This window comes from Pseudarthrobacter sp. MEB009 (assembly GCF_030208875.1).
Classification (GTDB): Bacteria; Actinomycetota; Actinomycetes; order Actinomycetales; family Micrococcaceae; genus Arthrobacter.
Window position 1 is genome coordinate 166,428 of record NZ_JARVTC010000011.1, and the last position, 10,350, is coordinate 176,777.

A 10,350-nucleotide genomic window follows, 5' to 3' on the forward strand; every position below is an offset into this window, starting at 1 on the left:
TCTAGGCCGGGTGCGGGTTCAATGCCCGATGGAAATAACCGCTTTGCCACGGAAGCCGCCCCTGGCCAGCGAAGCGAGGGCTTCAGGTGTCTGATCGAATGGCAGGACTTTGCCAACCACTGGCCGGATGGAACCGTTGTCAACAAGGTGTGCAAGCTTCTGCAGCTGGTCGCCGCTGGCCCGCATAAAGAGGAACTCGTACCTGACGCCGAGTTTTTTGGCCTGCCGGCGGACCTTTGAGCTGATGGCGCCGATTCCAAAGCGCAGCAGCGCATTGAGGCCGTTTGCCTCCGCGAAGCTGGGGTCCGGAGGGCCGGCAATGCCGATTGCCAGGCCACCCGGCTTGAGTACCCGCAGGGATTTGGCCAGGTTTTCCCCGCCCAGGCTGTCCAGGACCAGGTCGTAGTCCTTGACCAGCTGTTCAAAGTCTTCCGTTTTGTAGTTGATGACAATATCTGCGCCGAGGCTGCGGGCAAACCCGGTGTTGGGGCCGCTCACGGTGGTGGCGACGGTGGCACCAAGATGCTTCGCCAGTTGGATGGCGATGCTGCCCACTCCGCCGGCGCCCGCATGGATCAGGACTTTCTGGCCGGGGCGGACGTTTCCCCTCTCCACCAGCGCCTGCCATGCGGTCAGTGCCACCAGTGGCAGCGAAGCGGCTTCCACCAGGCTGACGGAGGTTGGACGCAGGGCAAGGTCGCGGTCAGCCACTGCAACCCGCTCTGCAAAACCACCCACCTGATTTTTTGCCGGGCGGGCGTACACCTCATCGCCCGGCGCGAACCCCACCACCTTGGCGCCGACACTAAGAACTGTGCCGGCAACATCGTGTCCCAGTGTTAGCGGGAAGGTGTACGGCAGGATCTGCTTAAACTCGCCTTCGCGGATCTTTTCGTCCAACTGGTTCAGGCCTGCCGCAGCGACCTGGATCAGGACATCATGGTCGCCGACGGTCGGTTCCGGCACGTCTGCCTCGTGCAGGGGCTGCTTGTACTTTTCGATGACGAACGCGCGCATTCAGATGTCTCCTTGGTTGGGGCTGGTGGTGTTCCGTGCGGCCGGGCTTCCGGTCTGGCGGTCCAGGAATTCGAGGGTCAGTTGTACTGTCCGGGCGTGGTTCTGGAAGGCTGCGCCGTGACCGGAGTCTGCGAACACCTCCAGTGCTGCTTCGGTGAAGTGGGCAGCCAGCGCGGCTGCGTTGGCGGGCGGAACCATCCGGTCACTGTCGCCATGGAGGATCAGCGCCGGAGTCGAGGACCGGGCCAAGGTTGACGCGGGCAAGGCACCCCAGCGCCGCACGGCGGCAAGTTGGGCAAGGAGGACCCCGGGTTTGACTGCCTTGTCGCGGTTCGCTGTGCGCTCGGCGAGGCGTCCCAGGTAGCTGGCAGCTGCGGTCCTGCCCGCGGCCGTCCGGGTGAAAAACAACAAGGTTTTGGGATCCTTGCGCGTTGCTGTGGCCTTAAGGGTGCCGCGGAGGGTGACGCCTGACATCCGGGTAAGGTCAGTGCCTCCGCGGGGACCCGAGCCCACCAGGACGAGCCGGTCCACCAACTCCGGTACGGACTCTGCCAGTTCCTGGGCCACCATGCCGCCCATGGACAAACCGAACACATCAACCTTGTTATGACCCAGGGCCCGGATGGCGGCCGCGGTATCTGCTGCCATCTCCTCGATGGTGGTTCGGACCCGTCCTGCGGATCCTCCGACACCGCGGTAGCCGAGGACAATGACACGGCGATGGGCTGCCAGTCCGTCCATGATCCGGGGGTCCGCGTTGTCCAGGTTGGCGCCAAGGTGGTTCAGGAAAACCAGCGGCACGCCGCCGGGGCGGCCGAACTCGCGGTACGCCAATGACCGGCCCGCAGCCATTACTTCCAGCGTTGGGACGCTCCTATGGTCGGGTTCCGCCTCGTGCGCCAATGTATCTCCTGATGATCTCGCCATTTCTGTTGTATCCGAGTAGACTCAATTATGAATACACTCATAAATCTTGTCAAGGAGGCGTCGTGAACGAAGCCCTGGGACGCAGGGAACGGCGCAAGGCGGACAAGCGGTTGCGGATCGTGACGGCTGCGGCGGAGTTGTTCGCCGTGGCTGGTGTGCGCGGTGTAACCACGCAGCAGGTAGCCGACCGGGCGGGCCTGGCGATCGGAACGCTGTATCTTTATGCGTCCACCAGGGCCGAGTTGTTGATCATGGTCCAGAACGTCAAGTTTGAGCTTGCAATCCAGGAGGGGAACTCCGCAGCCCGGCTCGTCAGGGGGCCCGGTGCAGTCCCGGCCCTGGTGGCGCTTCTGGAACCCGTTGTGAAATGCATCCGGGAGCATCCGGAAAACGGCCGGAGCTATCAGCAGGAATTGGTTTTCGGTGACCCGCGCGAACCCTTCCGGCAGGAGGGGCTCCAGCTTTCCAGAAAGCTGGAGCTGGTGATGGCGGACATTCTGCGGAGCGATGGATCCGTCAAGCCTGCTGACGCCGATGTCCTGGCCCGGGTCGTCTCCGCCATCCTCCACCTGGGCACCACCGCTGCTGTCTACGCCGCCCGCACGGATGCAGAGGTCCTCGATGGGATCCGCTGCCAGATCCAGGTATCCCTGGGAAGTTCAGCCAACCAGTAGCCTGGCCCTAAGCGTGTCTGCCGGGCCTGGCCGGGCCTGGTTTGAGATGGTGGGGGAGTGGAGTGCACTGACCTGCCGCCGGGGCTCGGCGAACCTCTTGAGGCGTTTGCCGCCTACCTTTCCGGCGAACGTGCCGTGTCTCCCCATACCCGGCGGGCCTACCTTGGTGACCTGACCGGGTTGCTTGCCTACGCTGCGCAGGAGGGCGCCGCAAGCCTGGCCGACCTTGAGCTGGGCACCTTCCGCCGTTGGCTGGGGGCGCAGAACTCGGCTGGCGTAGCCCGCGCCACCCTGGCGCGCAGGTCCGCAAGCGCCCGGGTCTTCACATCCTGGGCCCTTCGGGAGGAGCGGATCCCCGCAGACCCGGCCCTGCGGCTGAAGGCGCCGAAGCGGGAGCGGTCCCTTCCCGGAGTCCTGCAGGCTTCCCAGCTGGACCGACTGCTGGCGGGCCTCGCCACGGCCGCGTCCGACGGCGGCCCGCTGGCGGTCCGGGACCGCGCCATCGTGGAACTCCTCTATGCCGCCGGCGTCCGCGTGGGCGAGCTGGCCGGGCTGGACGTGGACGACCTGGATCCCGACCGCCGCACATTGCGGGTCATCGGCAAAGGCAACAAGGAGCGGACCGTCCCTTATGGGGTGCCCGCAGCGGTCGCCGTCGATGACTGGCTGCGGCGGGGCCGGCCGTTGGTCGCCACGGGCACCAGCGGGCCTGCGCTTTTCCTGGGAGCCCGGGGCGGCCGGGTGGACCAGCGCCAGGTGCGCACGCTCGTGAACCGGCTCTTCGAAGCCCTCGGCGACACCTCCGCCTCCGGACCACACGCCCTGCGCCATTCGGCCGCGACGCACCTGCTGGATGGCGGCGCGGACCTGCGTGCCGTCCAGGAGATACTTGGCCACAGCAGCCTGGCCACCACACAGATCTACACCCATGTCTCCGTTGACCGGCTGCGGCAAAGCTACCAGCAGGCGCACCCCCGCGCTTAGCGGAAAGTGTGGGGAATCGCACTGGCGTTATTTTGCGGGGTACGGCACAATGAGAGTCACGTCCGGGAACTTTCAAGTGCAGCTTCAACCCTTCGGGTCTGGTGCTCAGGGCAAGTCCGGACTCATCTTTGAGAAGTACAGCTTAATATCGGGGGAGGAAGCACCACCGCAGAAGCGGGTCGGCAGTTCCATCCAGGCAGAGGTCGTTGGGGAAGACGTACCTAGAGCCATGGAGGATGGAATGTCTGATTCAACAACCCGCGGTGTGCTGTTTATCCACTCTGCCCCTACCGCACTGTGCCCTCACGTCGAGTGGGCAGTGGGGTCTGTCGTGGACAAGCGGACGGACCTTGAGTGGACGCCGCAGCCGGCCGCGCCTGGAATGTTCCGCGCCGAGCTGTCCTGGACCGGCACACCCGGGACGGGTGCTACGCTCGCATCCTCGTTGCGCGGCTGGGCACACCTCCGGTATGAAGTCACCGAAGAACCCAGCCAGGGCGTAGACGGTGGCCGCTGGTCCCATACCCCCGAACTCGGCATCTTCCACGCCGTCACGGACGTGCACGGAAACATCATGGTCTCCGAGGACCGCATCCGCTACGCCTACGAATCTGGCGCCGGAGATCCCGCGGCGGTCTACCACGAACTGTCTCTTGCCTTGGGCGAGGCCTGGGACGAGGAGCTTGAGCCTTTCCGGCACGCGGCCGAAGGCGCCCCCGTCCGCTGGCTGCACCAGGTGGGCTGACCGCCGTCGGCCGTTCCAGCCCTGAATCTCCATAGCGAAAGGGAGGCCCCGCCAACGGCGGGGCCTCCCTTTTGTGCACCGGCCACCTGGGCCGGCGTACTACACGCTGCGGATCGCGACCACGGCGTTGTGGCCGCCGAAGCCGAAGGAGTTGCTCAGCGCCACAATGCTGCCGCCGGGCAGGGTTCGGGGGGAGGTGACCACGTCGAGCGGGATCTCCGGATCCTGGTTTTCCAGGTTGATGGTCAGCGGCGCCCTGCGCTCGTACACGGCGAGTACGGTGAGGACCGCTTCCACAGCGCCGGAAGCGCCCAGGAGGTGGCCCATCTGCGATTTGGTGGCGGAAACGGCCACGTTGTCCACGTGGGTGCCCAGCGCCGCGCGGAGCGCCGTGTACTCGGGCTTGTCGCCGACGGGGGTGGAGGTGGCGTGGGCGTTGACGTGCACCACGTCCTCGGCCTGGATGCGGCCATCGAACATGGCAGCCTTCAGGGCACGGGTTGCGCCGAGTCCCTGCGGGTCCGGTGCGGTGATGTGGTACGCGTCGGCCGTGACAGAGGTGCCGGCCAGTTCGCCGTAAATGCGGGCGCCGCGGGCCAGGGCGTGCTCTTCGGCCTCGAGGACCAGGGCGCCTGCGCCTTCGCCCATAACAAAGCCGTCGCGGCCGGTGTCGTATGGACGGGAGGCGCCCTGCGGGTCGTCGTTGCGGCGGGACAGGGCCTGCATGGAGGCGAACGCGGCCAGCGGCATCGGGTGGATGGCGGCTTCGGCGCCGCCGCACATAACGACGTCGGCTTTGCCGGAGCGGATGAGTTCCAGGCCAAGGTGCAGTGCTTCGGTGCCGGAAGCGCAGGCGGACACGGGTGTGTGGGCGCCGGCGCGGGCACCCAGGTCGAGGCTGACGGCAGCGGCCACACCGTTGGGCATCAGCATGGGAACGGTCATGGGGAGGACGCGCCTGGGGCCCTTGGCCTTCAGCGTGTCCCATGCGTCCAGCAGGGTCCAGACGCCGCCGATGCCTGTTGCGAAGGCAACGGCCAGGCGGTCCTTGTCGAACTCCGTGATGCCGGAGTCAGCCCAGGCCTCGCGGGCGGCTATAACGCCGAACTGCGTGGAGGGGTCCATCCGCTTGGCTTCGACGCGGCTCAGCACGTCGAGGGCGGGGGTGCTGCAGCGGGCCGCAAAGTGGACGGGGAGCTCGTACTGGGCAACCCAGTCGTCCTCCAGGGTGCGGGCACCGGAGACCCCCTTGAGCGCGTTGTTCCACATCGTGGGTACGTCGCCGCCGATGGGCGTGGTGGCACCCAGACCGGTAATGACTACTTTGCGTGTCATGGGATCACTCTCTGTCGGTGGGAATCCGGCTTCGTTTCTCGAAGGGTCCCGCATGTTGATGTTCGGCGCTGTGCCGCGTGGCACGTGTGCCGGAAAAAGCGCGGGCTGCCGGTCCGGTGGTCCAGACCGGCAGCCCTGCCGCGCCGGTGGCCGGCGCAGTTGGTTGCTAGGCCTGTGCGCCTGCGATGAAGCTGACGGCGTCGCCGACGGTCTTGAGGTTCTTGACCTCTTCGTCGGGGATGCGGACGCCGAACTTCTCTTCAGCGTTGACCACGATGGTCATCATGGAGATGGAGTCGATGTCCAGGTCCTCGGTGAAGGACTTGTCCAGCTCCACGGCCTCGGGCGCAAGGCCGGTCTCTTCGTTGACGATTTCAGCCAGGCCGGCCAGGATCTCTTCGTTGCTAGCCATTGATGGCTCCTTTTCTGTATTACCGGCAGGGGATGCCGGAAATGGGTCAGGCCGCGGGTGCGGCCCGGTGGGCGTTTCTAAGGGAGGACAATTACCTGGGCGCCGAACACCAGGCCGGCACCGAAGCCGATCTGGAGGGCCAGCCCGCCACTCAGTGCCGGGTTCTCCTGCAGCAGGCGGTGGGTGGCCAGCGGGATGGATGCCGCGGAAGTGTTTCCCGCATCGGCAATGTCCCGTGCAACTGTAACCGTCTCCGGCAGCTTGAGCTTCTTCACCATCTCATCAATGATGCGCATGTTGGCCTGGTGCGGGATGAACGCCACCAGGTCTTCAGCTTCCACGCCGGCGGCTTCGAGGGCCTGCTGGGCCACCTTGGCCATTTCCCAGACCGCCCAGCGGAAGACCGTCTGGCCGTCCTGGCGGAGGGTGGGGTACAGCTCCTGTGCCTCTTCGAGGAGGGCCAGGTCGCCGGTTGAATCGGACTGCCGGGCCGCGATGCCGAGGTCGCGGACGTCCAGCATGGAGCGGGTCATGCCGATCGCGTCCCACTTGCTGCCGTCCGAGCCCCACACGGAAGGGGCGATGCCCGGCGTGTCGGAAGGCCCGATGACCACGGCGCCGGCGCCGTCGCCGAGAAGGAACGAGATGGTGCGCTCACGGTTGTCGATGACGTCGGAGAGCTTTTCAGCGCCGACCACCAGGACATACTTGGCGGCACCGGAGCGGACCAGGGCGTCGCCCTGGGCGATTCCGTAGCAGTACCCGGCGCAGGCCGCTGAGATGTCGAATGCCGGCGCGGGGGTTGCACCCAGCCTGTCCGCCAGGCTGGCGGCCGCCGACGGGGTGGCGTAAGGGTGGGTGACGGTGGAGACGATGACGGCGCCGAGTTCCGAAGCCTGGATGCCTGCCTTCTCCATGGCCTCGCGGGCAGCGCCCTCGGCCATGTCGATGACGCTGACGCCGGCCGCTGCCCGGTGCCGGGTGACAATGCCCGTCCGCTGGCGGATCCACTCGTCCGAGGAATCAATCCACTGGCAGACGTCATCGTTGGTGACAATGACATCCGGCCGGAAGGCGCCAAGGCCCAGGATCCGGGTGTGCTCGTGGATGGGAGCCTGTTTCAGCGTAGGAACGCTCATGCGTTTCCCTCCAGTTCTGCGAAGAGTGCCAGGGCGGCGGAAAGATCATCGGGGGTCTTGACAGCCACGGTCTTGACGCCGGGCATGCCACGCTTGGCGAGCCCGGCGAGGGTCCCGGCCGGAGCGAGTTCGATGACGCCGGTCACACCGCGCCCCACCAGGGTCCCCATGCACAGGTCCCAACGGACGGGACGGGAGACCTGGGCGATCAGGCTGGCCACTGCGGCGCCGCCGTCGGTGACCTCGCCGCCGTCGAAATTCGACAGCAGCGGCACCGTGGGTGCCTGCGGCTTAAGCTGCGGGGCCAGGGCCTCGAGGGCGGTCACGGCGGGGGACATGTGGCTGGTGTGGAATGCGCCGGCTACCTTGAGGGGGATAACCCGGGCCTTGGCCGGCGGGTTTTCCGCGAGGGCCTTCAGCTGGTCAAAGGTTCCGGCGGCAACTGTCTGGCCTGCGCCGTTGACGTTGGCCGGGGTTGCTCCGGCGGCTTCGATGGCTGCCAGGACTTCCGCGGGGTCCCCGCCCACCACGGCGCTCATGCCGGTAGGGGTGACTGCTGCTGCGGCGGCCATGCTGTTGGCCCGTTCCCGGACGAACGTCATGGCTTCGGTCTCGGTCAGCACGCCGGACAGGGCTGCTGCGGTGATCTCACCCACGGAGTGGCCGGCAAGGATCACGGGCAGGGAGTTAAGGTCCACATCGAACAGCGATGCCGCCGTGACCAGGCCTGCGGCCACAATCAGGGGCTGCGCCACGGCGGTGTCCTTGATGGTTTCCTCATCGGAGGTGGTGCCGTGGGCCACGAGGTCCAGGCCGGCGATGTCGCTGAGGGCGGCCAACCGGCCCGCTACCGAGGGCAGCTCCAGCCAGGGGGCCAGGAAACCAGGGGTCTGTGAGCCCTGTCCAGGGCAGACTATTGCAAGCACGTATCCAGCTTTCCAAATTACTGCGTGGTTCAGCGGTGTTTGTCCGCACCAAGCTCATGGGGTCAGGTTGTAGGAAGTCTACAACGGCTCAGGCTTGATTGCGGGAGGGCTGACGTTCCGTGGCGGCCTTTGGCGGGGCCGAAAGCCGTCCCACCACCAGGGCTGCCTGCAGCACAAAGGCCTCCCTTGGCAGCAGGGGATCCCAGCCTGTCACGTCGCAGACACGCTTGAGCCGGTACCGCACGGTGTTGGCGTGGACAAAAAGTTCCCGTGCTGTGGCTTCCAGCGAATGGCCAAGTTCCAGATAGGTTCCCAGTGTTTCCACAAGCCCGTTGGAGGCCGCCACCAGGGGACGGTAAATGTTCTTCACCAGGGACCGGCGCGCGGCGTCGTCACCGGAGATCACCCGCTCGGGCAGCAGGTCATCGGCGGCCACCGGGCGCGGCGCGGACGGCCAGGCGCGTGCCGCCGTCAGGCCGGCGAACGCCGACTGGGCCGAGCTGCTGGCTTCCAGCAGGGACCCGGCTTCGGGGCCATACACAACGGGGCCGGGAGCGAACATCTCACTGAGTTTGATGTAGGCGGTTTCCCGGTCCTGCACACCGCCCAGGATCAGGATCAGCCGGTCGCCCTGGATGCCCACCAGGGCATCCTCCGCGTAGCGACCCGCCATCCTGCGCAGTTCACTGACGTAGCTGGCGCTGGGTTCCGACGGCGAGTTGCCCACCATCACGGTGAAGCGTTCCTGCGCTTTCCAGCCAAGGGCGGCGATCCGGGACCGCAGCGCATCCGTGTTTTCGCCCCGCAGAATGGCGTCCACAATCAGTGCCTCAAGCCGGGTATCCCAGGAACCACGGGACTCGGCTGCGCGGGCGTAGACGTCAGCGGCGGCGAACGCCACTTCCCTGGAGTAGCGGAGCACAGCCTCACGCAGTGACGGCTGGTCGGCTTCGGGGGCAATCACCGGGACCTGGTCCTCCACCACCTCCACCACGATCCGGATCAGCTGGAGAGCTTTCTGGAGGCTGATGGAGCGGGTGAGTTCCGTGGGCGCAGTGCCGAATACGTCGGTCAGGATCCAGGACGGCGAACTGGGCCGCTCGTACCAGGTAACAAACGCCGCGATGCCGTTCTGTGCCACCATCCCCAGCGCCGAGCGCTCATCGGAGCTCAGCCGGCTGTACCAGGGGAGCGATTTCTCCAGCTCGCGCATGGTGGTGGTGGACAGCTGGCCCACGTTGGCCCGCAGCTTTTTGAGCGTCTCGGACTTCTCCGGAGTTACTTTGGGCTGGGCCGGTTTGCGCTTCGCGGGCGGGGTGGCGGGTGCTGGCATCTTCCGAGCATACGGCCCGCGCCCCACAAGCTCCATTTGTGCAAAGGCTACAATCCGCCTTGGTGTGCGTCACAACACCGGGCGCTGCGGAACGTACGACGGCGGCCCCCGCCTTTCGGAGGGAGCCGCCGTCGTCATCGGGTCAGGTCACAGACGCGTGATCAGGACTCGCCGCCCGCGCCGCCGGTGGTGCCGGCATTAACGTCAAGCAGTTTGTACTTATCGATCGCCTTGGCGGGTGCCTGGGCATCCACTTCGCCTCTGCGTGCCAGCATCTCCAGTGCGCGGACCACCACGGAGTGGGTGTCGTTTTTGAAGAAGCGGCGTGCTGCTGCGCGGGTGTCGGAGAAGCCGAAGCCGTCGGCGCCGAGGGAGGCGAATTCGTTAGGGACGAACTGCCGGATCTGGTCCGGGACTGCCTTCATGTAATCCGTGACCGCTACAACCGGGCCGGTGGCACCGGCCAGCTGCTGGGTAACGAAGGGCACCCGTGCGGGCTGGCCGGGGTTGAGGAAGGCTTCCTCTTCGGCGGCGAGGCCGTCGCGGCGCAGTTCGTTCCAGGAGGTGACGGACCAGACGTCGGCGGAAACGCCCCAGTCCTCTTCCAGGATCCGCTGGGCATCCAGGGCCCACGGCACCGAGACACCGGAAGCGAGGATCTGGGTCCGGGGACCGTCGATCTTCGCCGGCGCGGCGAGGTAGATGCCCTTGATAACGCCTTCGACGTCCAGGCCCTCCGGCTCGGCGGGCTGGACGATCGGCTCGTTGTAGACCGTGATGTAGTACATCAGGTTCCGGTCGGTGGAGTCCGGTCCGTACATCCGTTCGATGCCGTCGCGGATGATGTGGCCCATTTCG

Annotated in this window: 11 protein-coding genes; 3 read left to right on the plus strand and 8 right to left on the minus strand. The window is 66.4% G+C overall.

Annotated elements, in window-relative coordinates; genetic code table 11:
* Window positions 1-18 precede the first annotated feature (18 nt).
* Both QRN07_RS10555 and QRN07_RS10560 read right to left on the minus strand, forming a co-directional pair.
* A complete protein-coding gene (locus QRN07_RS10555) occupies window positions 19-1,017 on the minus strand; it encodes an NADP-dependent oxidoreductase (RefSeq protein ID WP_285240995.1) in 999 nt (332 codons plus the stop codon).
* Window positions 1,018-1,869, minus strand: coding sequence for an alpha/beta fold hydrolase (locus QRN07_RS10560; protein ID WP_285240996.1), 852 nt, complete (start codon window positions 1,867-1,869; stop codon window positions 1,018-1,020).
* Window positions 1,870-2,006: 137 nt separating this feature from the next.
* Here QRN07_RS10560 and QRN07_RS10565 point away from each other — a divergent pair, with 137 nt between their 5' ends.
* The 3 genes from QRN07_RS10565 to QRN07_RS10575 all read left to right on the plus strand — a co-directional run bounded on the left by QRN07_RS10565 (window position 2,007) and on the right by QRN07_RS10575 (window position 4,347).
* The gene (locus QRN07_RS10565) at window positions 2,007-2,618 is read left to right on the plus strand and encodes a TetR/AcrR family transcriptional regulator (RefSeq protein WP_050687133.1); all 612 of its coding nucleotides are present in this window, start codon (window positions 2,007-2,009) and stop codon (window positions 2,616-2,618) included.
* Window positions 2,619-2,675: 57 nt separating this feature from the next.
* Window positions 2,676-3,602 carry a tyrosine recombinase XerC gene (locus QRN07_RS10570; RefSeq protein WP_285240997.1) on the plus strand — a complete coding sequence of 309 codons (927 nt, stop codon included), beginning with the start codon at window positions 2,676-2,678 and terminating at the stop codon, window positions 3,600-3,602.
* A 241-nt stretch (window positions 3,603-3,843) separates the two neighbouring features.
* Window positions 3,844-4,347, plus strand: coding sequence for a DUF3145 domain-containing protein (locus QRN07_RS10575; RefSeq protein ID WP_050687138.1), 504 nt, complete (start codon window positions 3,844-3,846; stop codon window positions 4,345-4,347).
* A gap of 99 nt (window positions 4,348-4,446) precedes the next feature.
* Here QRN07_RS10575 and QRN07_RS10580 read toward each other — a convergent pair whose 3' ends face one another.
* The 6 genes from QRN07_RS10580 to QRN07_RS10605 all read right to left on the minus strand — a co-directional run.
* Complete coding sequence (locus QRN07_RS10580; protein ID WP_050687141.1) at window positions 4,447-5,682, minus strand: beta-ketoacyl-[acyl-carrier-protein] synthase family protein; 1,236 nt, start codon at window positions 5,680-5,682, stop codon at window positions 4,447-4,449.
* A gap of 166 nt (window positions 5,683-5,848) precedes the next feature.
* On the minus strand, window positions 5,849-6,094 hold the full coding sequence (locus QRN07_RS10585; protein ID WP_009359314.1) for an acyl carrier protein: 246 nt from the start codon (window positions 6,092-6,094) through the stop codon (window positions 5,849-5,851).
* Between the two features lie 77 nt (window positions 6,095-6,171).
* Complete coding sequence (locus tag QRN07_RS10590; RefSeq protein WP_050687144.1) at window positions 6,172-7,233, minus strand: beta-ketoacyl-ACP synthase III; 1,062 nt, start codon at window positions 7,231-7,233, stop codon at window positions 6,172-6,174.
* Window positions 7,230-8,159 (minus strand): ACP S-malonyltransferase, encoded by a 930-nt coding sequence (locus tag QRN07_RS10595; protein ID WP_285240998.1) that lies wholly within the window; start codon window positions 8,157-8,159, stop codon window positions 7,230-7,232. The genes QRN07_RS10590 and QRN07_RS10595 overlap by 4 nt, the downstream gene beginning before the upstream one ends.
* Window positions 8,160-8,247: 88 nt before the next feature.
* Window positions 8,248-9,492: a PucR family transcriptional regulator gene (locus QRN07_RS10600; protein WP_056598620.1), complete on the minus strand. Its 1,245-nt coding sequence runs from the start codon at window positions 9,490-9,492 to the stop codon at window positions 8,248-8,250.
* Between the two features lie 161 nt (window positions 9,493-9,653).
* Window positions 9,654-10,350: transketolase-like TK C-terminal-containing protein (locus QRN07_RS10605; protein ID WP_502934789.1), on the minus strand; the 697-nt coding region annotated here is incomplete at its 5' end.